Raw genomic sequence first — 22,071 nt, forward strand, 5'->3', positions numbered from 1 at the left:
CGCGGCAAACCCAGCCGTAGCCGCAGCCGAGATCGACAACCGATTTGCCGGTTAAATCCGGCAGCATGGCCTTAAGCGCGGGCCACTCCGGTGCGCCGTCGAGCCCCTGAACCGAGCGCGGAAGCTGGGCGTAGCCTTCGAAAAATGCCGGGTTGTCGTAGATGTTTTGTGCCATGGCAGATCCCTCTTTAAGATTGTGACTGCCAGTATAAAACATTGCCGGGTGGCGCTGCGCTTACCGGGACTACAAAATCTCCGAACCGTAGGCCGGGTAAGCGCAGCGCCACCCGGCACCACATTAGTCCACCGAGCCCCAGACAAGGTTACCCTTGTGGAACGTCGCGGTACGAGGTGAAATGCGCGCCACCGCTTCGGCGGAACAGGAGGCATCCACCAGCACAAAGCTGGCGTCGTCCTGCGCTTTCGGCCACACGCGCTCGCCTTTGTCGTTCAGCGGCAGCACGTCGCCGGTGGCGATACCGAGCGCGCGGGAGAGCGTCTGCTCGTTCGGGCGAATGTAGAGCTGCGCATAAAGATTCGCTTTTTCCAGCATGTCCCCCAGACCGTAGGGCGACCAGTGGTCGATCACGCTGTCGGTCCCCGTCATCACGAACACGCCCTTCTCACGCAGCTGCTTCAGCGGCATATGCAGAGTGCCAATCGGCACGGTGGAGGCGATGGTCACCTGCTGCGCCGCCATGCGGGTGGCGATCTCATCCACCTGCTGCTCGTTGAGCGTCGCCAGCGCGAAGGCGTGGCTGATGGTCAGTTTGCCCTTCAGCTCCGGCGTTTTCTCCACGGTTTCGACCATGTAGTTCACCGCCGCCACGCCCGCCGGGCTGGTTTCGTGCAGGTGAATATCCACCCCTTTGTCGTAGTCCAGCGCGATCTGGAACATCAGATCGAGAGATTTCTCCATCGCACCGTCAACGTTAGTCGGGTCCAGCCCACCCACGTAGTGCGCCCCGGCCTGCATCGCCTCGCGCATCAGCTTTTCAGAATTCGACAGCAGCAGCCCATGCTGCGGGAAGGCGACGATTTCGCAGTCAAAACCCGCTTTGCGGCGCGCCAGCACTGCCTGCAGATTTTCCAGGTTTTTCAGGCCGGAAACCGGCTCAATATTGCAGTGGCTGCGGGCGATGGTAGAGCCTTTCGACTGGATCAGGTCGATCAGCTTTTCCGCGCGTTCCTGGGTGTAGGGTTGCAGCTCCGGCAGCATTTTTTGTTCCAGGCGGATCATGTCCTGAATCGTGGTACCCGCCGGACGGTTCAGCGAGCGCCACGGGCCGCCGTAAAAGGTTTTATCCAGGTGGATGTGCATGTCGCGCATCGCCGGGAGCATCAGCTTGCCGCCCGCGTCATAGTGCGACAGCGTGGCGTCGGCATGGCTTTTATTGTCGCGCAGGGCGACGATCTTGCCGTCTTTGATTTCCAGCGTTTTCAGCTCGGTGCGGGTGCTTGTCGCCACGCTGCCGTCAACGTTAAACCCGGCTTCGAGCAGCACGTTGTCCAGATAGTAATGCTTAGCGGTGATGTTCATCAGTTTGCCCGTCTCGCAGGTTGGCTTTGCGGTATCCGCAGCATACGCGACGGAGCCGGTAGCGCCAAACAGCGCGCAGGCGGTGACCATTTTGCCGCTCTGGCTGATGAATTCGCGGCGGCTTTTGTATTCACTCATCTTATCTTCCTTCATTAACAATATGGGTACCGGTTTCTCCGCGCAGCGCCGCGGGCAGGCAGTCCGGCGAGGTGATAATCACGCGCTTGCCGCCATGGTGTAAAAATTCCAGCGAGGCGACGATTTTGGGGAGCATGCTGCCCGCCGGGAAGTGGCCCTCTTCCATGTAGCGCGCCATCTGCGCCACGTTTACAGCATCCAGCGCCTGCTGGTTTGGCTTGCCGAAGTTGACGCATACCTTTTCCACGCCAGTGGTGATCACCAGCACGTCGGCGCGGATCTCGCGCGCCAGCAGCGCGGTGGAGAGATCTTTATCAATCACCGCGTCGACGCTCTGATAATCCCCCTGCTCACTGCGAACAACGGGGATCCCCCCGCCGCCCGCGCCGATTACCACAAAGCCTTTTTGCGTCAGCGTCTTGATGGCGTCGGCCTCAACGATGCGCAGCGGCTGGGGTGAAGCCACCACACGACGGTAGCCCCGACCGGAATCCTCAACAAAATGCCAGTCCGGGTGCGCGCGCTGCAGCTCGTCGCGCTGTGCCTCGCTGAAAAACGCACCGATCGGTTTCGTCGGGTGCGTAAAGCCGGGATCGTTTTTATCCACCTCTACCTGCGTGACGACCGTGACCGCTTTTTGCTCTCCGCGCGCGGCAAGCCGGTTATTGAGCGCCTGCTGGATCAGGTAACCGATGCCGCCCTGCGTATCCGCCACGCAGTTTGCCAGCGGGGTCAGCGGCAGCCCTTCCCGCTCGTGGGCGATTTCGGCACGGCGCAGCTCCAGCCCCACCTGGGGGCCGTTGCCGTGGGTGAGAACGATGTCATAGTCGGAGGCCAGCATTTCCAGCACCGACTCGGCCACCGCTTTCACCGCCTGCGTCTGATGTTCAACCGACTGGCTGGCGTTGTCTTTGATAATGCTGTTGCCGCCGATGGCGACGACCATAAGCTCTTTCATTTTGTTTCCTTTAGAAGGTGCGTTCTGCTGCCCTCACCCCGGCCCTCTCCCACAGGGAGAGGGGGATTAACAGAGATATCCAGCACATGCTTCACCACAAACATGCCGCCCATCATCAGATACGCGGTGACGAACATCAGCGAACTGCCTTCGGCAAATCCCACCACCGGGGCATGGATCACCCCAAACAGCGCCAGCAGCGCCCCGCCCGCAGCGGCGACAGCCCCGCGCAGCGGTTTGTTGATGATGGCGAAGATGGCGATACAGCCCCACAGCATGCTGGCGAGCGGTGCGCCGTTGCCGAGATGCATCAGCCCTTCGTAGTAGATCCCTTTGCTGTGCAGCACGTCGGTGCCGATTTTCCCCGCGCTGGTGCCTGCGGCGCTCATCACGCTGTTCATCATGGTCAGCGCCCAGTTGGCGATCCACGGGAACAGGCAGATGAAGATGACGGGCACCTCCACTTTGGGCGTTTCCCTCACCACCTGGTTGGCCGTCACGACGCCGATAAACACCAGAATCGGCACGATGGCGGTCATCGGTATGATGGCGAGCATAAACGCCCCCAGCCCGAACAGCGGCACGATGAACATGGTCACGCCCGAGGCCAGCGTGTAGCCGATGCTGGCCCCCATCGCTTTCCAGCCGGGATGGCCGACGTAGACCGTGACCGGGAACGGGTTCCCCATCAGGCAGCCGAGCATCGACGCCAGACCGTTCGCCAGCATCACCTTGCGGGTCGGGTATTCATCCCCCGCCGCATGGGCGCTTTCGATGTTTTCCAGGTCAAAGATGTAGTTCGCCAGCCCCAGCGGTACGGCAGAGGCAAGATACGGCAGCGCGTGCGGCAGGCCCCGCAGGAAGCCTTCTACGTGCACCTGCGGCGGGTTAAAGCCGAAGGAGGACATGGACGCTTTAATCGCTTCCGGGCTTTGCAGACCCGAGAGCCACGCTAGCGCCGTTCCTGCAACCAGCAACAGCAGACCGGTCGGGATTTTGGCGAAAATGGGCTTTTTACCGAACCAGTTAATAAAGATCAGCAGCAGCACGATAAACGACACGGTCGGTGCTTCGAACGCCTGCAGCATCGGGTTCATCGCCAGCAGCAGCAGGCCCAAACCGGAGAGGCACGACAGCAGCACGGTGCGCGGGATCATCTTGCGGATGGTCTCACCCAGGAACGAACCGCCCGCCAGGATCATCGCCTCAACAAAGCACCACACCAGGCCAATCTGAATGGCGAACTCCGCATCGCCCGTTTGCTGATACACCGGCATCAGCACCAGGAAGGTTACGGTAAAAATTGACGGCGCGCTGGGGCCGGACGGCAGCGCGGTGACATCCGTTCGCCCGGTGGCGCGCGCCATTTGCATGCCGAACCAGGCGTAGCAAATACTTGCAACCAGCACCGCCAGCCCGAAGGCTGGCGCGATGCGCCCATAAACAATCTCCTTCGGGATGCCGACGACAAAAATGAGCAGCCCCATCATGGTCAGCAAATTGGTCAGGTTGTTGGTCATCAACCCGAAATACGCCGCCCAGTCACCTCTTTTCCACTCCAGTTTCATGTTTTTCATGGATGCTTGCCTTATAAAAAGTAGCGATCGCGGAAGGTCAACAGCGCCTTTTCAAAACAGCTAAACGGCGGGTGAACGATGCCCGCCCCAATCATGCCGATGCCCGCGTCTTTATGGGCAATGGCGGTGTTAATGACCGGCAGAATGCCGCTGCCCGCGACTTTGGTAATGTCGATGGCGGTTGGGATGCCCATAAACGAGAGCAGCGGAATGGTGACGTTCGGGTTTTCGCCGAGGGTGATTTCGCGCATCTGACGGGAGAAGTCGATGGCTTCGTCCACCGTCCCACCCACCAGCGCAACGATTGCCGGAGCCGTCGCCATCGCAAAGCCGCCAATGCCGTAGGTTTCGGTGATGGCGCTGTCGCCGATATCCAGCCCGGAGTCTTCCGGCTTATAGCCCGCGAACATCGGACCGATCACCTGCTGCGCCGGGCCGGTGAACCACTGCCCCGGCAGGCCGGAAATGCGCAGGCCGAACTCGTAGCCGTTGCGCGCCATGGTGGTGACGACGGTGCTGTACTCAATGCCGTGAGCGGCGTCCAGCGCGGCCTTGCACATCGCCATCCACGTCGGGCCGGAGAAGTAGTCGCTGCTGGCGACAAACTCAAATACCTCGCGCTGCTGCTCCACCGGATAGCCCGCCTGGATCAGCCCCGGCGTCAGCGCCTGGATCAGCAGCGTGGTGCCCGCGTTGTTGCGGTTGTGGCACTCGTCGCCCATGTGCAGCGCCTGCGCCAGCATCAGGCGCAGGTCGATTTCGCCGATAATCTTCATCGCGTCGCGCAGCATCGGGCCGAGCACGTCGCGCATCCAGTTCAGGCGGTCGATGACGCTCTGGTCGTTGGCCCCCATGCGCAGGATCTTCGCCATCTGCTCGCTGAGGTTGGTGAACGCGCGGTTGCCGTAGGTTTTGTTTTCAACGATGTGCATAAACATCGACGCGGAGGTGACGCCCGCCATCGAGCCCACGCAGTCATGCTCGTGGCACGGCGAGAACGTAATATCTCCGGAGGCGGCGAGCCTTGCCGCCTCGTCCAGATCTTTCGCCAGCCCTTCAAACACCAGCGCCCCGGTGACCGCACCCTTCATTGCCCCGCACATGTTTTCCCAGGAGACGGGCGGACCGGCGTGCAGAATGGTGGTGCGGGTCATCCCCGGAACAACGTTAATGGCCTGGTCATAGCCCACCAGTACCGGATGGGACTGAATAATGCGCTCAAGCGCAAGCTTGTTGGCGGCGGCGATTTTCTCCGCCAGCGGTTTTTCGGCCAGCTGGTCGAGCGCCTCAACGACCTGCATATTGCCCTGCCCCGGCGGCGTCCAGTCGAGCTGGGTGACGGGAACGTGCTGTTTTTTGAGGTCATCGCTGAACATCGCAATGCCGACGTTAATGACGTTCAGCGGCTGGTTGAATAAGGTCGTCATTATGCTTTCTCCCCTTTGCAGACAAATTCGCGTGCCAGTAATCCGGTGTTGGTACTGCTGCTGGCCCAGATAACGCCAGCGTCGGTCAGCAGCTGGCACTGCTGCGCCAGCGACTGCGGATCCTGGTCGGTACCGAGCACGTAGCCGAGAATTTCCAGAGGACGGTTATCCGCCTTCGCGATGGCCTGCGCCTCCTTAATGGCATCAAGCATCACCCCCACCGGATCCTCATGCGCGCCGAAGCCCAGCACGAAGTCCATCACGATGACGCCCACCTCTGGATCGCGCGCCTCCTGCAGCAGGCGGCTGATGCGGTTGGTCGGGTCGATCATCGGGTGCGGCTTGCCGTTGGTGAAGTCGTCGTCGCCAAAGTCGAGGAAGGTGTGGGCTTTACTGACGCTGATGTCACTCAGGCGCCTGGCCGGATCAGGCTGAATGTTGCTGTAGACGTCGTCGAATTTCGCAAGCGCCGCAAACATCGCCTCGTCGCACAGGGTGCCGCCGCAGAACAGGCCGCGAATGTACTTCTGCTGCGGGGTCAGGCGGGCGCGCACCTCTTCAATCAAAGGCCAGTTGAGCGGATGCAGGTCCAGGGACTCTTTTTTGATGCCGGTAAGCAGGACTGCCTTCAGAGCCGCCTCTTTGGTGCCGCGGGCAAACTGCAGGCCGTCTTCATCGGCGGGCGGTTCGCTGCGGCCGAGGAAGCAGACGACCACCGGCTTGCGGCAGGATCTGGCGCGGGCCAGCACTTTTTCTGCCACCGCTGGCGCTGGCGGTTTGGAGATCAGCGTGAGAACCTGGGTGCCCTCGTCGGCTTCCAGCATGTCGATGGCGTCGAGCATCATCAGGCCGCCAATTTTCTCGCTGAGATCGCGCCCGCCGGTACCAATCAGCTGCGACACGCCGCCGCCGAATTCGTGAATGCGCACGCTCAGCTCCTGGCTGCCGGTGCCGGAAGCGCCGACGATGCCAATCGAGCCGCGGCGCACCGCGTTAGCAAAGCACAGTCCCGCGCCGTTGATGATGGCGGTGCCGCAGTCCGGCCCCATCATCAGCAGCCCTTTCTGGTGCGCGAGCTGCTTCAGCGCCAGCTCGTCGTCGAGCGACACGTTATCGGAAAAGAGCATCACGTTAAGATCGTTTTCCAGCGCCTGGCGCGCTTCGCGGGCGGCGAAGGTACCGTTGACGGAAATCACCGCAAGGTTTGCGTCAGGACGATGGGTTTTGGCGCTGGCAATCGTGGCGTAGCGCGCTTCATGGGAGCCTGCGCTCTCTTTACGGGTGAACAGCGCTTCGATGGCCGCCAGCGTTTCATCATTCGCCGCGTCGCCTTTAATCACGATCATCAGGTCGCCGTTTTTGGCTTCGGCTAATTCTGGCGTTAATAGCCCGAGGTTTTTTAATACGCCTTTGTTCATTTCCGTTGCCATAGCCACAAACGCCTGCTCGACGCCCGGCAATTTATTGGCTTTGGTGGAAACGGACATTAATGATACGGAGTCAAAATAGGTATTCTTTTTAATCACGATTTTCGTTGGCATTATTTTCTCCTGAAAGCGGATAAAAGGGGGCCGCCGTCGTGCAAAATGCACGTCGGTTAAAAATACTTTTGAATTAACGGCCAGCCGGAAAAGGCTGGCCGAATGCGTTATGCGCCTGCCGCCAGCAGCAGCTCGGCTATCGCATCGAAGCCTTTTTCCCGCGCCAGCTCGAGCGGGGTTTTGCCATATTTGTCGGTCATGTGCGGGTTCGCGCCGTGATCCAGCAGCAGCTTGACGATCTCCTGCTGCTTCGCGCCGCCGTCGTTAAGCACGATCGCTTCCAGCAGCGGCGTCCAGCCGACAAAATTGGTGTGGTTGACGTTGATATCCGTTTTTTTCAGCAGCTCGCGCACGATCTCCACGTGCCCTTTTTCACTGGCAGGGGTAATGCCCACGCCGCCAAAGCGCGTCAGGCGGTCAAGATCCGGGTTTGCCGGAAGCACAAGGCGCAGCAGGGTAATATCGTTGGTCAGGCAGCTAATCAGGAAGGGGTTAAAGCAGGTCTGGTCCTGTTTATCAATATCCGCACCGGCGGCAATTAATAGCTCCACGCAGGAATAATGCTTTTTCAGGCTGGCAATAATAACCGCGGTTCTTTTCTGACGGTTGGTGGCGTTAATATCCACGCCTTTCTCCAGACAGGCTTTTAGCGCATCGCTATTGCCCTCTTCTGCCGCCAGCAGAAATTCAGTAACGAGTTCAGTTTCAGACATATTCAGACTCCGATGTTTTTTATTTCTGTTGACCTGAGAATAGCAACAGCCTGGTCATAAAAGAATCCGCTTAAAAATGATTCATCGACAGTCAATTCATTGTTGAGTTAAATTCAATAAACCGGTTAAAACGTGCGTCTGTGCAACCTTTTTCTTATGTTTAACCGCGTTTTAGCGCGCGAAGCTGCATTATGCTTATGCCTGACGAAGCCTTACCGAGTGCGGCCTGCAGCAAATAGTCAGAACTGTGACCGGCTTCAAATGCGTTGTAACACCGTTGTTAAAATATGTTCAAAACTGATGGCTGACGGGAGTGAGATATGAATTCCATCTTTACCGAAGAGAACCTGCTGGCCTTCCCCACCGCGGCGCGCTTTGGCAGCTTCAGCAAAGCCGCCGCCGAACTGGGCGTGACGACCTCCGCCATCAGTTACACCATTAAGCGCATGGAGACCGGGCTGGACGTAGTGCTGTTTGTGCGCAACACGCGCAGCATCGAACTGACCGAGTCCGGCTTTTACTTTTACCGCAAGGCCACCGACCTGCTAAACGACTTCCATGCCATCAAGCGCGGGATTGATACCATTTCGCAGGGCATTGAGGCGAGGGTGCGCATCTGTATTAATCAGCTGTTGTATACGCCGCGCCACACCGCCAGGCTGCTGCAGGTGCTGAAAAAACAGTTTCCGACCTGTCAGATCACCGTCACTACAGAGGTCTACAACGGCGTCTGGGATTCTATTATCAACAACCAGGCCAATATCGCGATTGGCGCACCGGACACGCTGCTCGACGGCGGCGGGATTGATTACACGGAAATTGGTGCTATTCGCTGGGTCTTTGCCATCGCGCCGGAACATCCGCTCGCCTTTGTTCCCGAACCGATAGCGGAGAGCCAGCTGCGCCTGTATCCGAACATCATGGTGGAAGATACCGCGCATACCATTAACAAAAAGGTTGGCTGGCTGCTGCACGGGCAGGAGGCGATTCTGGTACCGGATTTCAACACCAAATGCCAGTGTCAGATCCTGGGGGAAGGGATTGGCTTTTTGCCGGAATACATGGCGAGAGAGGCGGTGGAGGATGGACTCCTGGCGACGCGACACATTAACAACCCGCGCCAGGATTCGCGCATGCTGCTCGCCACGCAGCATGCCGCGACCGGTCAGGTGACGCGCTGGATCAAACAGCAGTTTGGTCCAGAAGGTGTGCTGACCGGGATCTACAGCGATTTACTCTGGCGTGCTTAGCTTTTGGTTTGCACCCAGAACGCGTGGATAAGGCCGGGGAAGTAGCCCAGAATGGTCAGCAGGATATTCAGAATAAATGCCCAGCCAAATCCTTTACCAAGCAGCACCCCCAACGGCGGGAGAATAATCGTAAAAACAACGCGCCAAAAACCCATAATGACTCCGTGCAAGCTAACTAATTGAATAAAAAGAGAACACTCTCTAAGCGTAGCCAGTTTACCCGGCTGTGCCATTGCCCCACCGTTCTTTTACCCTCTTTTACGATTTTGACACTGGCTTAACGCGCACTTTTACTTTAGCATTTACTTAATTAAGGAAACGCTAAAACAAAATGACTGAACTTGAACAGCTACAGGCCAGCGCTGAGCAGGCCGCAGCATTAATGAAAGCGATGAGCAACCCGCACAGGCTGCTGATCCTCTGCACACTTTGCGGCTCACCGAATACCAGCGCGGGCGATCTGGCGCGCGCGACGGGGCTCAGCGCGTCCGCCACGTCCCAACATCTTGCGCGCATGCGTGAGGAAGGCTTGATAGGCAGTACGCGGGATGCCCAACGCATTCTCTACGCCATTAAGAATGACGCTGTATACCAGATTACCAGCACCCTCAAACACCTCTATTGCCCGTAAGGAGCCGCCATGCCTCTTCCTCTGATTACGCCACAGCAGGCAACTGCGCTTATTGCTGAGGGCGCTAAACTGATTGATATTCGCGATACTGATGAATATGCCCGCGAGCATATTGCCCTCGCCCACTCCTTCCCGCTGGATTCCTTACCCGGCGCACTTCAGGCTCAGGCAGGGGAAACGGTGATTTTCCACTGTCAGTCCGGTGCGAGAACGTCGAACAACGCCGCGCGTCTGGTACAGGCGGCCTCTCCCGCGCGGGCATACATCATTGAAGGTGGCATTCAGGGCTGGAAACAGGCCGGGCTGCTGACCGTCGAAGATAAATCACAGCCTCTGCCCCTGATGCGGCAGGTACAAATTGCAGCGGGGCTGCTGATCCTGCTCGGCGTGGTGCTGGGCTACACGCTCTCAGGCGGCTTTTTCCTGCTGAGTGGTTTTGTGGGGGCGGGCCTGCTGTTTGCCGGTCTAACCGGTTTTTGCGGCATGGCGCGGCTGCTGAAGATCATGCCGTGGAACCGTCGTACCTCGTAAGCAGTACCAGACCGTTTAATGCTGTACCCTTTGCACGACGTGGGCTAAGGTGAAGATCGCTAAATGAGAGGAGGTACTATGTTTTCTGTTGGTGATTATGTGCAGCCGCGTCAGGGCGGTCCAAAACTGAAAGTGCTCGACGTGAAGGACGACAGCATTGTGGTCGTGCAGGCCAGCAATGAACAGGGCGAGACATTTACCCTGAAAGCCGCAGAGGTGACGTTATATACCGAAGCCGGTGATTTTGGCGTCTGCTGATTGTAAAACCGGGCGGATACGCCCGCCCGGCTTAAGACTTAAATCAGAAAATCATCCAGTGTTTTACCGTTTGCCAGCGCATTGGCAATCGCCTTTGGCGTGCGGCCCTGGCCGGTCCACGTTTTCTCTTCGCCATTCACATCGATAAAGCGATATTTCGCTTCACGCACTTTGCGTTTTTTCACCGGTTTGCCCGCCTGCACGCGTTCAGTACCGAGCAGATCGGAAGGTGAAATACCGTCGGCTTTCATCCGTTCCAGCAACGCATTAATTTTATCCTGCTGCTCTGCACGTTGCTGCTCGAATTCCGACTGCTCGTGTTGTTTTTCTTCAACAACGATCCTGACCTTCTCCAGCATTTCTTCAAGAATGTCGACGGATAATTCACGTGCCATTGCACGCAGCGTACGGATATTATTAAGATTCTGTAACGTCAAAGACATAATAATTAAAAACCTTTTCTTTGGAGTAAACCGGAAATCAGCCGACAGAATAATTCATTTTGCACGCAATATCTACCCATCAGCGCGAGAGGACAATTTTGTAAATATTTTAAAATAAATAATTTATATATCTGCCGAGAGAACCGCATGCGTCTCGGGAATTAATTGCCGCATCAAAATATACGGTTACCTTTGAGCCAAATTGTAGAATATCACGCGACTCTCAAAGACGCGGTTACGGCCTCTGAAAGGATTTCACATAACCAATTGATTTATAAATACAAAAATACATGAAGAAGAGAAAATAACGAAGCGAGCAAAAAACAGACAAATTTAGAGCATTTTGTGGAATAAACGCCAACAAATAAAAATTTATCACTAGTTGTTAGTTCAAAGCCAGAGAGATACGCTATACACGTCAAACAAACCAATCTAAATCACTAAGATTTACCGATAAAACATCACCTTTTGTGCTTCTCAAGGAGTTCAGACATGTTCTCACCGCAATCACGCCTGCGCCATGCGGTAGCGGATACCTTCGCGATGGTTGTCTACTGTTCCGTCGTCAACATGCTGATTGAAATTTTCCTCTCTGGAATGACCTTTGAGCAGTCACTTTCATCTCGTCTGGTGGCCATACCGGTCAACATCGTTATTGCCTGGCCTTATGGATTATATCGCGATGCGATTATGCGCTTTGCCCGTCGCATTAGCCCGGCAGGTTGGATTAAAAATCTGGCCGATGTGCTGGCGTATGTCACATTCCAGTCACCGGTTTATGTGGCTATTCTGCTGACCGTGGGCGCAGACTGGCATCAAATCGCGGCGGCGGTCAGCTCAAATATCGTGGTTTCGATGTTAATGGGTGCGGTCTACGGCTACTTTCTCGACTACTGCCGCCGTCTGTTTAAAGTCAGCCAGTACAGCCAGGCAAAAGCATGAGGTGGGGCGACTGGCTCATGCCAGTCGCAGACTTACTGAATGTCGCCAAACAGTCCCTTCAGAAAACGCTCCAGCGCCATCCGTGAACTGAAACCGTGCGGAATACCATAATGCTCATGCGTCTCACCGCCTAAATAGAGCGGAAATTGCTGATAATGATCGCAGGTTTTAATATCCGAGGCAGGCTCAGCAAAGGACAAACTTCTGTCTTTCAGGGTCGGGTGAATAATGAGAGCGGTGCGCCCCATTCTCGCTTCACGGTTTACGTAAACATAATTCTCGCCACGGCGATATCCATACGCTTTAGATGTCACCTCATCCATGGTGAATCCTTCTTTTTCAAGAACGCGCGCCACCTCATCGGGTCGTAAATACATATCTCTTCCTCGTTATCTTTTCCTGCCCGGCAACCTTACAGTATTCAGCATTAGCAGGGCTTTCAGAATATTCCATAAACTGTTCAATAAGCCGTGACTCGCTTCAGATATTAAATTTCTGAACTAGACTAAACGGGAACGCAAAATTATGGAGGATCCTATGTTTAACAGACCGAACCGAAACGATATTAATGATGATGCCCAGGATATTCGTAATGATGTCAGCCAATTAGCGGACACGCTAGAGGAAGTGCTGAAGTCCTGGGGAAGTGACGCGAAGGATGAAGCAGATGCCGCAAAACGTAAGGCTCAGTCTCTGTTGCGTGAAACCCGTGCCCGGATGCATGGTCGTTCTCGCGCTACGCAGGCGGCCTGCGACGCGGTGAGCTGTGCCAATACCTTCGTCCGTGAAAAACCGCTATGTGCACTGGGTACGGTTGCCGCCGTCGGTATTTTTGTTGGTGCCCTGCTCAGCCTGCGTAAGTAAACACGACTTATCAGCCCCGGTTGCCTCAGGCACCGGGGCTTTTCTTTGTCCGAACGCCTGTAAAACCCGTACAGCACGCCCTGCCCCGTTGTGCTCATCACACGGGCATTATCAATCTAAATTTCCCATATCTTGTATGGTTGATAATTATCACAACTACATCTAGTATTCCTTTAGCAACAGAGACACAACCTGACGCGTTCAATCGCGCCGTTTTCTTATTCTAAATGGAAATACGAATCATGAGCATTATTATTTACACTCGTAACGATTGTGTTCAGTGCCACGCAACCAAACGTGCAATGGAGAGCCGCGGCGTCGCGTTTGAGATGGTAAATATCGACCTGGTGCCCGATGCCGCCGATACCCTGCGCGCGCAAGGTTTCCGGCAGCTTCCGGTGGTCGTTGCCGGAGAGACCAGCTGGTCTGGCTTTCGCCCGGACATGATCAACCGCCTCGCCGCTCAGGCCGCCCGTGCATGAGTGGGCTGGTTTTCTTCTCCAGCAGCTCGGAAAACACACTCCGCTTTATCGAGCGCCTCGGGCTGCCTGCGATCCGCATCCCGCTTAACGAGCGGGAGCGAATTCGGGCAGACGAACCTTACATTCTGGTGGTGCCCAGCTATGGCGGCGGGGGTACGGCGGGGGCGGTTCCCCGTCAGGTGATCCGCTTTCTCAACGATCCCCATAACCGGGCACTGATCCGCGGCGTTATTGCGGCGGGTAATCGCAATTTCGGCGATGCCTTTGGCCGCGCCGGGGATGTCATCTCTCAAAAATGCGGCGTGCCGTATCTCTATCGCTTCGAACTGATGGGGACACAGCAGGACGTAGAAAACGTGCGTAAAGGAGTGAACGAATTTTGGCAACGACAACCGCAGAACGCGTAATGCAGGCAACGCCTGATTACCACGCATTAAATGCGATGCTCAACCTCTATGACCGCGAGGGGCGCATCCAGTTTGGTAAAGACCATGATGCGGTGGACGCCTTTTTTGCCGCCCACGTTCGGCCTAACACGGTGACGTTTGGCAGCCAGCATGAGCGTCTCGACTATCTGGTTAAAGAAGGCTACTACGAAGAACGCGTGCTGACCCGCTATGACCGCACCTTTGTGGTGAAGCTGTTTGAACGCGCGCATGCCAGCGGTTTTCGTTTCCAGACGTTTCTTGGCGCGTGGAAGTACTACACCAGCTATACCCTGAAGACCTTTGACGGCAAACGCTACTTAGAGAGCTTTGAAGATCGCACCGTGATGGTGGCGTTAACCCTGGCGCAAGGGGATGAAGCGCAGGCTGAACGCTTGATGGAGGAGATCCTCTCCGGCCGCTTCCAGCCCGCCACACCGACCTTCCTCAACTGCGGCAAGGCCCAGCGCGGCGAGCTGGTCTCCTGTTTCCTGCTGCGCATCGAAGACAATATGGAGTCGATTGGCCGAGCGGTGAACTCGGCGCTGCAGCTCTCTAAACGCGGCGGCGGCGTGGCGTTTCTGCTCTCGAACCTGCGCGAAGCGGGCGCGCCAATCAAGCGCATTGAAAACCAGTCCTCCGGGGTTATCCCGGTAATGAAGATGCTGGAAGATGCCTTCTCCTATGCCAACCAGCTCGGCGCGCGTCAGGGCGCGGGTGCGGTTTACCTGCATGCGCACCACCCTGATATTCTGCGCTTTCTGGATACCAAGCGCGAAAACGCCGACGAAAAAATCCGCATCAAAACCCTGTCGCTCGGCGTGACTATCCCGGATATCACTTTCCGGCTCGCCAAAGAGAATGCCGAGATGGCGCTCTTCTCGCCCTATGACATTGAGCGTATTCACGGCAAAGCCTTTGGCGACGTGGCAATAAACGACCTCTACGACGAGCTGGTGGCCGACGAACGCATCCGTAAAAAGTACATCAACGCCCGCGATTTCTTCCAGACGCTGGCGGAGATCCAGTTTGAGTCCGGCTATCCCTACATCATGTACGAGGACACGGTGAACCGCGCGAACCCGATTGCCGGGCGCATCAACATGAGCAACCTGTGCTCGGAGATTTTGCAGGTCAACAGCGCCTCCACCTACGACGAAAACCTGGACTACGCGGACATCGGGAAAGATATCTCCTGCAACCTCGGCTCGCTGAATATTGCCCACACCATGGATTCCCCAGACCTTGGCCGCACGGTGGAGACCGCCATTCGTGGGCTGACGGCGGTGTCCGACATGAGCCACATCCGCAGCGTGCCGTCTATTGAAGCGGGCAACGCCGCGTCCCACGCCATCGGCCTGGGGCAGATGAACCTGCACGGGTATCTGGCGCGGGAAGGCATCGACTACGGCAGTCCGGAGGGGCTGGATTTCACCAACCTCTATTTCTACACCGTCACCTGGCACGCGCTGCACACCTCGATGATGCTGGCGCGCGAGCGCGACCAGCGCTTCGCGGGCTTTGAGCAGTCGCGCTACGCGAGCGGAGAGTATTTCAGCCAGTACCTTGAAGGCGACTGGCAGCCGAAAACCGAAAAAGTGCGCGAGCTTTTTGTCCGCGCGGGGATCGTTCTGCCGACGCGCGAGATGTGGCAGCAGCTGCGTGACGAGGTGATGCGCTACGGCATTTATAACCAGAACCTGCAGGCGGTGCCGCCGACCGGATCGATTTCCTCCATCAACCATGCCACGTCGAGCATTCATCCCATCGTGTCGAAAATTGAAATTCGTAAAGAAGGCAAAACGGGGCGCGTTTACTACCCTGCCCCGTTTATGACCAACGAGAACCTGGCGCTCTATCAGGACGCGTATGAGATCGGCCCGGAAAAAATCATCGATACCTACGCCGAGGCGACGAAGCACGTGGATCAGGGGCTGTCGCTGACGCTCTTCTTCCCGGATACCGCCACCACGCGGGATATCAACAGGGCGCAGATCTATGCCTGGAAGAAAGGCATCAAAACGCTCTACTACATTCGCCTGCGCCAGCTTGCGCTGGAAGGCACCGAAATCGAAGGCTGCGTGTCCTGCGCGCTGTAAGGAGAAAGGATGAAACTGTCACGCGTGAGTGCCGTTAACTGGAACAAAATCCAGGACGATAAAGACCTGGAGGTATGGAACCGCCTGACCAGCAACTTCTGGCTGCCGGAAAAGGTGCCGCTTTCGAACGATATTCCGGCCTGGCAAACGCTGAGCCACGCCGAGCAGCAGCTGACGATCCGCGTCTTTACCGGCCTGACGCTGCTGGACACCATTCAGAATACCGTCGGTGCGCCAGCGCTGATGAGCGACGCGCTGACGCCGCACGAGGAGGCGGTGATGTCGAACATCAGTTTTATGGAAGCGGTACATGCCCGCTCCTACAGCTCGATTTTCTCCACCCTGTGCCAGACCAAAGACGTGGACGCGGCCTATACCTGGAGCGAAGAGAGCGCGTCATTGCAGCGCAAGGCGGAGCTGGTGCTGGAGTATTACCGCGCCGACGAGCCGCTGAAGAAGAAGATCGCCAGCGTGTTCCTGGAATCCTTCCTCTTCTATTCCGGCTTCTGGCTGCCGATGTACTGGTCGAGCCGGGGCAAGCTCACCAACACCGCCGACCTGATCCGCCTCATCATTCGTGATGAAGCGGTGCACGGGTATTACATCGGCTATAAGTATCAGAAAGGACTGGAGAAAGTCAGTCCGGAGAAACGCGAGGAACTCAACGGTTTTGCCCTCGATTTGCTGATGGATCTGTACGACAACGAGTTGAGCTATACCGAAGAGCTGTACGCAGGAACGGGCTGGGAGGACGACGTGAAGGCGTTCCTCTGCTACAACGCCAACAAAGCGCTGATGAACCTGGGCTACGAGGCATTGTTCCCGCCGGAAATGGCGGAAGTGAACCCGGCGATTCTGGCAGCGCTGTCGCCTAACGCCGACGAAAACCACGACTTCTTCTCCGGGTCTGGCTCGTCTTACGTGATGGGCAAAGCGGTGGAGACGGAAGATGAGGACTGGGATTTTTAATGTATGAATTAACGTTCATTAATTAAATATAAATCTCATTATTTCCATACCAATATTTCACCAGGCACTACACTGTAATTCCCCCGTCATATTCGCCTGAATCATACCGATTCAGGCGAAATTTCCCGATGCAGCAGCAAAAAATTGAGAAAAATTCAAAAAGCCCTCAGCCCTTTACTCATGGGAAATTCAGCCGTTTCGCTTGCGTCAAAATTCTGACTTCAGACCACCTCAGGGTTGTCTCAGATTCTCAGTATGTTAGGGTTATGCCCGTTAACAATTTACCATGGTAATCATATCGACATAAACTAATAACAGGACACTCTCTATTGCATGGCAATTAAATTAGAAGTGAAAAATCTTTATAAAGTATTTGGCGAGCATCCGCAGCGCGCATTCAAATATATTGAGAAAGGCCTTTCGAAAGAGCAAATTCTGGAAAAAACCGGGCTATCGCTTGGCGTGAAAAACGCCAGTCTGGCCATTGAAGAAGGCGAGATTTTTGTCATCATGGGGTTATCCGGTTCGGGTAAATCCACTATGGTTCGCCTTCTCAATCGCCTGATTGAACCCACCCGCGGGCAGGTGCTGATTGACGGCGTGGATATCGCCAGAATATCAGACGCAGAGCTTCGCGAGGTGCGCAGAAAGAAGATTGCGATGGTGTTTCAGTCATTCGCGCTGATGCCGCATTTGACGGTGCTGGATAATGCCGCCTTCGGTATGGAATTAGCCGGTACGCCCGCTCAGGAACGGCATGAAAAAGCCCTTGATGCACTGCGTCAGGTCGGGCTGGAAAATTATGCCCACGCGTATCCGGATGAACTTTCCGGCGGTATGCGTCAGCGTGTAGGATTAGCCCGCGCGTTAGCCATTAATCCAGACATATTATTAATGGATGAAGCCTTCTCGGCGCTCGATCCGTTAATTCGCACCGAGATGCAGGATGAGCTGGTAAAATTACAGGCTAAACATCAACGTACCATTGTCTTTATTTCCCACGACCTCGATGAAGCCATGCGTATTGGCGACCGTATTGCCATTATGCAAAACGGTGAAGTCGTGCAGGTGGGAACACCGGATGAAATTCTCAATAATCCGGCGAATGATTATGTCCGCACCTTCTTCCGCGGCGTGGATATTAGCCAGGTGTTTAGCGCCAAAGATATTGCCCGTCGAACTCCGAACGGCATTATCCGTAAAACGCCAGGCTTTGGCCCGCGCTCGGCGCTGAAGCTGCTGCAGGATGAAGACCGTGAATACGGTTATCTGGTTGAACGCGGCAATAAATTTGTCGGCGTTGTCTCCATCGACTCCCTGAAAACGGCTCTCACTGAGAACCAGGGGATCGATGCGGCGTTAATTGACGCTCCGCTCGCCGTGGACGCAGAAACGCCGCTCAGCGAGTTGCTCTCTCACGTGGGTCAGGCGCCATGCGCCGTACCGGTCGTTAGTGAGGAACAACAGTACGTCGGCATCATCTCAAAACGGATGCTGCTGCAGGCTTTAGATCGCGAGGGGGCAAACAATGGCTGATCAATCTAACCCGTGGGGTACCACTGAAGCAGCGGACAGCGCTGCACAATCTGCCGACGCGTGGGGTTCCACGCCAGCGCCGACCGATGGCGGCGGTGCGGCAGACTGGCTGAACAGCGCGCCCGCGCCTGCGCCAGAACACTTCAACATTATGGATCCGTTCCACAAAACGCTGATCCCGCTGGACAGCTGGGTTACGGAGGGGATCGACTGGGTGGTCACCCACTTCCGTCCGGTCTTCCAGGGGATCCGCGTCCCGGTGGATTACATCCTGAACGGCTTCCAGCAGCTGATGCTGGGCATGCCAGCACCGGTGGCGATTATCCTGTTCTCCCTGATCGCCTGGCAGTTCGGTAGCGCGGGCATGGGGGTCGCCACGCTGATCTCGCTGATTGCCATTGGCGCGATTGGCGCGTGGCCGCAGGCGATGATCACCCTGGCACTGGTGCTGACCGCCCTGCTCTTCTGCGTTGTCATCGGCTTACCGATGGGGATCTGGCTGGCGCGCAGCCCGCGGGCCGCGAAGATTATTCGTCCGCTGCTGGATGCGATGCAGACCACGCCGGCGTTCGTCTATCTGGTGCCGATCGTGATGCTGTTCGGCATCGGCAACGTGCCGGGGGTAGTGGTGACCATTATCTTCGCCCTGCCGCCGATTATCCGTCTGACCATTCTGGGGATTAACCAGGTGCCAGCGGATCTGATCGAAGCCTCACGTTCCTTCGGCGCCAGCCCGCGTCAGATGCTGTTCAAAGTTCAGCTTCCGCTGGCGATGCCGACCATCATGGCGGGCGTTAACCAGACGCTGATGCTGGCCCTGTCGATGGTGGTGATCGCCTCGATGATCGCCGTTGGCGGACTGGGCCAGATGGTGCTGCGCGGTATTGGCCGTCTCGACATGGGGCTGGCTACCGTCGGCGGCGTCGGCATCGTGATCCTCGCCATTATTCTTGACCGCCTGACTCAGGCCGTCGGTCGTGATTCACGCAGTCGCGGCAACCGTCGCTGGTATACCACCGGCCCCGTCGGGTTACTCACCCGCCCTTTCACGAAGTCAAAATAAGGAACAACGATGCGACATAACGTCCTTTTTGCCACAGCGTTTGCCACCCTTGTCTCCACCAGCACGTTTGCGGCTGAGCTGCCTGGCAAAGGCATTACCGTACAGCCGGTGCAGAGCACCATTTCGGAAGAGAGCTTCCAGACGCAGATCGTCAGCCGCGCGCTGGAGAAGCTGGGCTACACGGTCAACACGCCGAGTGAAGTGGATTACAACGTGGGCTACACCTCGATTGCCTCCGGTGACGCCACCTTCACCGCGGTGAACTGGCAACCGCTGCACGACGACATGTATGCCGCCGCCGGTGGCGACAAGAAGTTCTACCGCGAAGGCACCTTCGTCACGGGCGCGGCGCAAGGGTATCTGATCGACAAGAAAACCGCCGATCAGTACCACATCACCAATATTGAACAGCTGAAAGATCCGAAGATCGCCAAACTGTTCGACACCAACGGTGACGGTAAAGCCGACATGATGGGCTGCTCGCCGGGCTGGGGCTGTGAAGCGGTGATTAACCACCAGAACAAAGCCTTCGATCTGGCGAAAACCGTCGACGTGAGCCACGGTAACTACTCCGCGATGATGGCCGACACCATTGCCCGCTTCAAAGAGGGTAAACCGGTGATCTACTACACCTGGACGCCGTACTGGGTGAGCGACGTGCTGAAGCCAGGTAAAGACGTGGTGTGGCTGCAGGTGCCGTTCTCCTCCCTGCCGGGCGAGCAGAAAGATATCGACACCAGGCTGCCGAACGGCATGAACTACGGCTTCCCGGTGAACACCATGCATATCGTCGCCAACAAAGCCTGGGCAGAGAAAAACCCGGCGGCGGCGAAGCTGTTCTCGGTGATGAAGCTGCCGCTGGCGGACATCAATGCCCAGAACGCCATGATGCATGCGGGTAAATCGTCAGAAGCGGATGTGAAAGGCCACGTGGACGGTTGGATCAAAGCCCACCAGCAGCAGTTTGACGGCTGGGTGAAAGAGGCGCTTGACGCGCAGAAGTAAAACATTTTCCCTCACCCCAGCCTCTCCCGAAGGGAGAGGGTGTTAGCGTTCCCTCTCCCTTCGGGAGAGGGTTAGGGTGAGGGGTTAAACCGCACAAACACACACATAACAATCCCCCAACATTCACCATCATTGGTTATTATGGTTTCCGGAAATATAATCACTCAACTAACGATTCCTGAAACTAATGACAAAAACAACTCAGGGGCTTAGCCCCGCACTCATCCTTTTAATGTCCGTGGCAACGGGTCTGGCAGTCGCCAGCAACTACTACGCGCAGCCTCTTCTCGACACCATCGCCCGCGCGTTCAATCTCTCAGCCAGCTCCGCAGGCTTTATCGTCACTGCCGCCCAGCTTGGCTATGCCGCCGGGCTGCTGTTCCTGGTGCCGCTCGGCGATATGTTTGAACGCCGGATGCTGATCGTCTCCATGACCCTGCTGGCGGCCGGTGGGATGTTGATCACCGCCAGCAGCCAGTCGCTGACGATGATGATTATCGGTACCGCCCTTACGGGACTGTTTTCCGTGGTGGCGCAAATTCTGGTGCCGCTGGCGGCAACGCTCGCTTCACCGGAAAAGCGCGGCAAAGTGGTAGGCACCATCATGAGCGGCCTGCTGCTGGGGATTTTACTGGCGCGAACCGTCGCCGGGCTGCTGGCTAGCCTCGGCGGCTGGCGCACCGTTTACTGGGTGGCGAGCGTGTTGATGGTAGTGATGGCACTGGCGCTGTGGCGCGGGCTGCCGAAAGTGAAGCAAGAGAACCATCTTAACTACCCTCAGCTTCTGGCCTCCGTGTTCAGCCTGTTCACGCACGATAAACTGCTGCGCACCCGCGCTCTGCTGGGGTGTTTCACCTTCGCCAACTTCAGCATTCTCTGGACGTCGATGGCCTTTTTGTTGGCCGCACCGCCGTTTAACTATTCCGAAGGGGTGATTGGTCTGTTTGGTCTGGCCGGTGCGGCGGGCGCGCTGGGCGCACGACCGGCGGGTGGGCTGGCTGACAAAGGCAAATCGCACATGACCACGACTGCCGGGCTGGTTTTACTTCTGCTCTCCTGGGCGGCTATCTGGTACGGGCACGTCTCCGTGCTGGCGCTGATCGTCGGTATTCTGGTGCTCGACCTGACCGTCCAGGGCGTGCATATCACCAACCAGACCGTCATTTACCGCGTGAAGCCAGAAGCGCGAAACCGCCTCACGGCCGGATACATGACCAGCTACTTTATCGGTGGTGCTGCAGGTTCGTTGATTTCTGCTTCCGCATGGCAGCATGCGGGCTGGACAGGCGTGTGCGCCATCGGCGCCATCATGGCGGTGCTGAATCTGCTGGTCTGGTGGCGTGGCTATCACCGCCAGGAAGCAATTCACTAAGATTTACACTGCTTTAGGCCTCCTGGGGTGTAAAGGGGGCCTGCATCTGTTAATGTTAACGCAATTATTTATTCCAGAAATTTTAATGTGGGTGACATATTTAGTATACGCATGAATAGCTCAGCCCCCCATCCTCACCTCCCCTCTTCAACGGGTTCATACCCTACGCTTTCTGTGCTCACCGGGTCACGGACTTACCCGGCGCTTTCTGATGGTGACATACGTTTGGCGGATATAACCGCACAAATAATTGATTTACATTATTTGTCACTGTCGTTACTATATCGGCTGTAATTAATGAGGTTAT

Annotated in this window: 23 protein-coding genes and 1 pseudogene; 14 read left to right on the forward strand and 10 right to left on the reverse strand. The window is 56.5% G+C overall.

Features of this window, described 5'->3' with window-relative positions; genetic code table 11:
• From ENTMO_RS26735 to ENTMO_RS0118695, 7 genes and pseudogenes are all read right to left on the reverse strand, one after another.
• A pseudogene (locus ENTMO_RS26735) lies at nucleotides 1-175 on the reverse strand (SAM-dependent methyltransferase); the annotation flags it as partial.
• A gap of 123 nt (nucleotides 176-298) precedes the next feature.
• Nucleotides 299-1,678, reverse strand: a complete 1,380-nt coding sequence (locus ENTMO_RS0118670) for an amidohydrolase family protein (protein ID WP_010434306.1) — start codon at nucleotides 1,676-1,678, stop codon at nucleotides 299-301.
• Between the two features lies 1 nt (nucleotide 1,679).
• Nucleotides 1,680-2,636, reverse strand: a complete 957-nt coding sequence (locus ENTMO_RS0118675) for a carbamate kinase family protein (protein ID WP_010434309.1) — start codon at nucleotides 2,634-2,636, stop codon at nucleotides 1,680-1,682.
• Nucleotides 2,633-4,213, reverse strand: coding sequence for a hypothetical protein (locus ENTMO_RS0118680; RefSeq protein ID WP_010434312.1), 1,581 nt, complete (start codon nucleotides 4,211-4,213; stop codon nucleotides 2,633-2,635). The genes ENTMO_RS0118675 and ENTMO_RS0118680 overlap by 4 nt, the downstream gene beginning before the upstream one ends.
• Before the next feature lie 11 nt (nucleotides 4,214-4,224).
• Complete coding sequence (locus ENTMO_RS0118685) at nucleotides 4,225-5,640, reverse strand: YlbE family protein (RefSeq protein WP_010434314.1); 1,416 nt, start codon at nucleotides 5,638-5,640, stop codon at nucleotides 4,225-4,227.
• A complete protein-coding gene (gene fdrA, locus ENTMO_RS0118690; protein ID WP_010434317.1) occupies nucleotides 5,640-7,181 on the reverse strand; it encodes an acyl-CoA synthetase FdrA in 1,542 nt (513 codons plus the stop codon). The genes ENTMO_RS0118685 and fdrA overlap by 1 nt, the downstream gene beginning before the upstream one ends.
• 107 nt (nucleotides 7,182-7,288) lie before the next feature.
• Entirely contained in the window at nucleotides 7,289-7,894 is a 606-nt protein-coding gene (locus ENTMO_RS0118695; RefSeq protein WP_010434319.1) for an ankyrin repeat domain-containing protein, read from the reverse strand.
• A 320-nt stretch (nucleotides 7,895-8,214) separates the two neighbouring features.
• Between ENTMO_RS0118695 and ENTMO_RS0118700 the strand changes: the two genes are divergently transcribed.
• Nucleotides 8,215-9,144: a LysR substrate-binding domain-containing protein gene (locus ENTMO_RS0118700; protein ID WP_010434320.1), complete on the forward strand. Its 930-nt coding sequence runs from the start codon at nucleotides 8,215-8,217 to the stop codon at nucleotides 9,142-9,144.
• Here ENTMO_RS0118700 and ENTMO_RS24335 read toward each other — a convergent pair.
• Nucleotides 9,141-9,299: a YqaE/Pmp3 family membrane protein gene (locus tag ENTMO_RS24335; RefSeq protein ID WP_010434321.1), complete on the reverse strand. Its 159-nt coding sequence runs from the start codon at nucleotides 9,297-9,299 to the stop codon at nucleotides 9,141-9,143. The genes ENTMO_RS0118700 and ENTMO_RS24335 overlap by 4 nt on opposite strands.
• Before the next feature lie 176 nt (nucleotides 9,300-9,475).
• Here ENTMO_RS24335 and ENTMO_RS0118710 point away from each other — a divergent pair, with 176 nt between their 5' ends.
• The 3 genes from ENTMO_RS0118710 to ENTMO_RS0118720 all read left to right on the forward strand — a co-directional run bounded on the left by ENTMO_RS0118710 (nucleotide 9,476) and on the right by ENTMO_RS0118720 (nucleotide 10,564).
• The gene (locus tag ENTMO_RS0118710) at nucleotides 9,476-9,775 is read left to right on the forward strand and encodes an ArsR/SmtB family transcription factor (RefSeq protein WP_010434323.1); all 300 of its coding nucleotides are present in this window, start codon (nucleotides 9,476-9,478) and stop codon (nucleotides 9,773-9,775) included.
• Nucleotides 9,776-9,784: 9 nt separating this feature from the next.
• A complete protein-coding gene (locus tag ENTMO_RS0118715; protein ID WP_010434325.1) occupies nucleotides 9,785-10,306 on the forward strand; it encodes a rhodanese family protein in 522 nt (173 codons plus the stop codon).
• Nucleotides 10,307-10,384: 78 nt separating this feature from the next.
• Nucleotides 10,385-10,564: a YodC family protein gene (locus ENTMO_RS0118720; RefSeq protein ID WP_010434327.1), complete on the forward strand. Its 180-nt coding sequence runs from the start codon at nucleotides 10,385-10,387 to the stop codon at nucleotides 10,562-10,564.
• Between the two features lie 38 nt (nucleotides 10,565-10,602).
• Here ENTMO_RS0118720 and stpA read toward each other — a convergent pair whose 3' ends face one another.
• Nucleotides 10,603-11,007, reverse strand: coding sequence for a DNA-binding protein StpA (stpA, locus tag ENTMO_RS0118725; protein WP_010434329.1), 405 nt, complete (start codon nucleotides 11,005-11,007; stop codon nucleotides 10,603-10,605).
• Nucleotides 11,008-11,499: 492 nt separating this feature from the next.
• Between stpA and alaE the strand changes: the two genes are divergently transcribed.
• Complete coding sequence (gene alaE, locus ENTMO_RS0118730) at nucleotides 11,500-11,949, forward strand: L-alanine exporter AlaE (protein ID WP_010434332.1); 450 nt, start codon at nucleotides 11,500-11,502, stop codon at nucleotides 11,947-11,949.
• Nucleotides 11,950-11,981: 32 nt separating this feature from the next.
• On the opposite strand, the gene ENTMO_RS0118735 is transcribed toward alaE, so the two are convergent.
• A complete protein-coding gene (locus ENTMO_RS0118735) occupies nucleotides 11,982-12,326 on the reverse strand; it encodes a DUF2002 family protein (protein ID WP_010434335.1) in 345 nt (114 codons plus the stop codon).
• Nucleotides 12,327-12,486: 160 nt separating this feature from the next.
• Here ENTMO_RS0118735 and ENTMO_RS0118740 point away from each other — a divergent pair, with 160 nt between their 5' ends.
• The 9 genes from ENTMO_RS0118740 (at nucleotide 12,487) to ENTMO_RS0118780 (ending at nucleotide 21,764) form a co-directional block, all read left to right on the forward strand.
• Nucleotides 12,487-12,813 carry an ElaB/YgaM/YqjD family protein gene (locus ENTMO_RS0118740; protein ID WP_010434339.1) on the forward strand — a complete coding sequence of 109 codons (327 nt, stop codon included), beginning with the start codon at nucleotides 12,487-12,489 and terminating at the stop codon, nucleotides 12,811-12,813.
• Between the two features lie 242 nt (nucleotides 12,814-13,055).
• Nucleotides 13,056-13,295 carry a glutaredoxin-like protein NrdH gene (gene nrdH, locus ENTMO_RS0118745; RefSeq protein ID WP_010434342.1) on the forward strand — a complete coding sequence of 80 codons (240 nt, stop codon included), beginning with the start codon at nucleotides 13,056-13,058 and terminating at the stop codon, nucleotides 13,293-13,295.
• The gene (gene nrdI, locus ENTMO_RS0118750) at nucleotides 13,292-13,702 is read left to right on the forward strand and encodes a class Ib ribonucleoside-diphosphate reductase assembly flavoprotein NrdI (RefSeq protein ID WP_010434344.1); all 411 of its coding nucleotides are present in this window, start codon (nucleotides 13,292-13,294) and stop codon (nucleotides 13,700-13,702) included. The genes nrdH and nrdI overlap by 4 nt, the downstream gene beginning before the upstream one ends.
• On the forward strand, nucleotides 13,675-15,819 hold the full coding sequence (nrdE, locus tag ENTMO_RS0118755) for a class 1b ribonucleoside-diphosphate reductase subunit alpha (protein WP_029485174.1): 2,145 nt from the start codon (nucleotides 13,675-13,677) through the stop codon (nucleotides 15,817-15,819). Before nrdI ends, nrdE begins: the two co-directional genes overlap by 28 nt.
• Nucleotides 15,820-15,828: 9 nt before the next feature.
• Entirely contained in the window at nucleotides 15,829-16,788 is a 960-nt protein-coding gene (gene nrdF, locus ENTMO_RS0118760; protein ID WP_010434352.1) for a class 1b ribonucleoside-diphosphate reductase subunit beta, read from the forward strand.
• Between the two features lie 333 nt (nucleotides 16,789-17,121).
• Nucleotides 17,122-18,324 (forward strand): glycine betaine/L-proline ABC transporter ATP-binding protein ProV, encoded by a 1,203-nt coding sequence (gene proV, locus ENTMO_RS0118765; RefSeq protein WP_010434355.1) that lies wholly within the window; start codon nucleotides 17,122-17,124, stop codon nucleotides 18,322-18,324.
• Nucleotides 18,317-19,387 (forward strand): glycine betaine/L-proline ABC transporter permease ProW, encoded by a 1,071-nt coding sequence (proW, locus tag ENTMO_RS0118770; protein ID WP_010434358.1) that lies wholly within the window; start codon nucleotides 18,317-18,319, stop codon nucleotides 19,385-19,387. Before proV ends, proW begins: the two co-directional genes overlap by 8 nt.
• Nucleotides 19,388-19,396: 9 nt before the next feature.
• Nucleotides 19,397-20,392, forward strand: coding sequence for a glycine betaine/L-proline ABC transporter substrate-binding protein ProX (gene proX, locus ENTMO_RS0118775; RefSeq protein ID WP_010434360.1), 996 nt, complete (start codon nucleotides 19,397-19,399; stop codon nucleotides 20,390-20,392).
• 187 nt (nucleotides 20,393-20,579) lie between these two features.
• Nucleotides 20,580-21,764 (forward strand): MFS transporter, encoded by a 1,185-nt coding sequence (locus ENTMO_RS0118780; RefSeq protein WP_010434364.1) that lies wholly within the window; start codon nucleotides 20,580-20,582, stop codon nucleotides 21,762-21,764.
• The last annotated feature ends 307 nt before the right edge of the window (nucleotides 21,765-22,071 follow it).

The organism is Enterobacter mori LMG 25706 (assembly GCF_000211415.1).
In the GTDB taxonomy this organism is placed as follows: Bacteria; Pseudomonadota; Gammaproteobacteria; order Enterobacterales; family Enterobacteriaceae; genus Enterobacter; species Enterobacter mori.

Coding starts and splice junctions, on each gene's coding strand:
- ENTMO_RS0118670 (WP_010434306.1), bottom strand. CDS start 1,678: ATGAGTGAATACAAAAGCCGCCGCGAATTCATCAGCCAGAGCGGCAAA.
- ENTMO_RS0118675 (WP_010434309.1), bottom strand. CDS start 2,636: ATGAAAGAGCTTATGGTCGTCGCCATCGGCGGCAACAGCATTATCAAA.
- ENTMO_RS0118680 (WP_010434312.1), bottom strand. CDS start 4,213: ATGAAAAACATGAAACTGGAGTGGAAAAGAGGTGACTGGGCGGCGTAT.
- ENTMO_RS0118685 (WP_010434314.1), bottom strand. CDS start 5,640: ATGACGACCTTATTCAACCAGCCGCTGAACGTCATTAACGTCGGCATT.
- fdrA (WP_010434317.1), bottom strand. CDS start 7,181: ATGCCAACGAAAATCGTGATTAAAAAGAATACCTATTTTGACTCCGTA.
- ENTMO_RS0118695 (WP_010434319.1), bottom strand. CDS start 7,894: ATGTCTGAAACTGAACTCGTTACTGAATTTCTGCTGGCGGCAGAAGAG.
- ENTMO_RS0118700 (WP_010434320.1), top strand. CDS start 8,215: ATGAATTCCATCTTTACCGAAGAGAACCTGCTGGCCTTCCCCACCGCG.
- ENTMO_RS24335 (WP_010434321.1), bottom strand. CDS start 9,299: ATGGGTTTTTGGCGCGTTGTTTTTACGATTATTCTCCCGCCGTTGGGG.
- ENTMO_RS0118710 (WP_010434323.1), top strand. CDS start 9,476: ATGACTGAACTTGAACAGCTACAGGCCAGCGCTGAGCAGGCCGCAGCA.
- ENTMO_RS0118715 (WP_010434325.1), top strand. CDS start 9,785: ATGCCTCTTCCTCTGATTACGCCACAGCAGGCAACTGCGCTTATTGCT.
- ENTMO_RS0118720 (WP_010434327.1), top strand. CDS start 10,385: ATGTTTTCTGTTGGTGATTATGTGCAGCCGCGTCAGGGCGGTCCAAAA.
- stpA (WP_010434329.1), bottom strand. CDS start 11,007: ATGTCTTTGACGTTACAGAATCTTAATAATATCCGTACGCTGCGTGCA.
- alaE (WP_010434332.1), top strand. CDS start 11,500: ATGTTCTCACCGCAATCACGCCTGCGCCATGCGGTAGCGGATACCTTC.
- ENTMO_RS0118735 (WP_010434335.1), bottom strand. CDS start 12,326: ATGTATTTACGACCCGATGAGGTGGCGCGCGTTCTTGAAAAAGAAGGA.
- ENTMO_RS0118740 (WP_010434339.1), top strand. CDS start 12,487: ATGTTTAACAGACCGAACCGAAACGATATTAATGATGATGCCCAGGAT.
- nrdH (WP_010434342.1), top strand. CDS start 13,056: ATGAGCATTATTATTTACACTCGTAACGATTGTGTTCAGTGCCACGCA.
- nrdI (WP_010434344.1), top strand. CDS start 13,292: ATGAGTGGGCTGGTTTTCTTCTCCAGCAGCTCGGAAAACACACTCCGC.
- nrdF (WP_010434352.1), top strand. CDS start 15,829: ATGAAACTGTCACGCGTGAGTGCCGTTAACTGGAACAAAATCCAGGAC.
- proV (WP_010434355.1), top strand. CDS start 17,122: ATGGCAATTAAATTAGAAGTGAAAAATCTTTATAAAGTATTTGGCGAG.
- proW (WP_010434358.1), top strand. CDS start 18,317: ATGGCTGATCAATCTAACCCGTGGGGTACCACTGAAGCAGCGGACAGC.
- proX (WP_010434360.1), top strand. CDS start 19,397: ATGCGACATAACGTCCTTTTTGCCACAGCGTTTGCCACCCTTGTCTCC.
- ENTMO_RS0118780 (WP_010434364.1), top strand. CDS start 20,580: ATGACAAAAACAACTCAGGGGCTTAGCCCCGCACTCATCCTTTTAATG.